We start from the raw sequence: 243 nt of genomic DNA, 5'->3' as shown, positions 1-243 counted from the left end.
CATGAGCCAGGTTCTTGTTCTGACCCTCGGAGAGCACACCTTTACGAATGTAAAGTATAGTGTGTTATACTTTACATGGAAGTTGAACGAAAACAGGTACACGTTTGTACCTCGTGAATGGAGCTGAAAAATGATGAGCTATGCAGTTTGTAGAATGCAAAAAATGAAGTCCCATGATTTAAAAGGGATTCAATTTCACAATCAAAGAGAGCGGGAAAGTAAGACGAACCCCGATATTGATAA

General features: G+C 39.5%; 1 protein-coding gene. It reads left to right on the top strand.

Annotated elements, in window-relative coordinates; all coding sequences use genetic code 11:
• Window positions 1-133: 133 nt before the first annotated feature.
• Window positions 134-243, top strand: a 110-nt coding sequence (locus AWV70_RS23160) for a plasmid recombination protein (protein WP_201024440.1), incomplete at its 3' end; no start/stop codon positions are given.

The organism is Sporosarcina koreensis, from assembly GCF_001531445.1.
Classification (GTDB): Bacteria; Bacillota; Bacilli; order Bacillales_A; family Planococcaceae; genus Sporosarcina; species Sporosarcina koreensis_C.
This window is presented reverse-complemented; position numbering and strand designations above follow the sequence as displayed.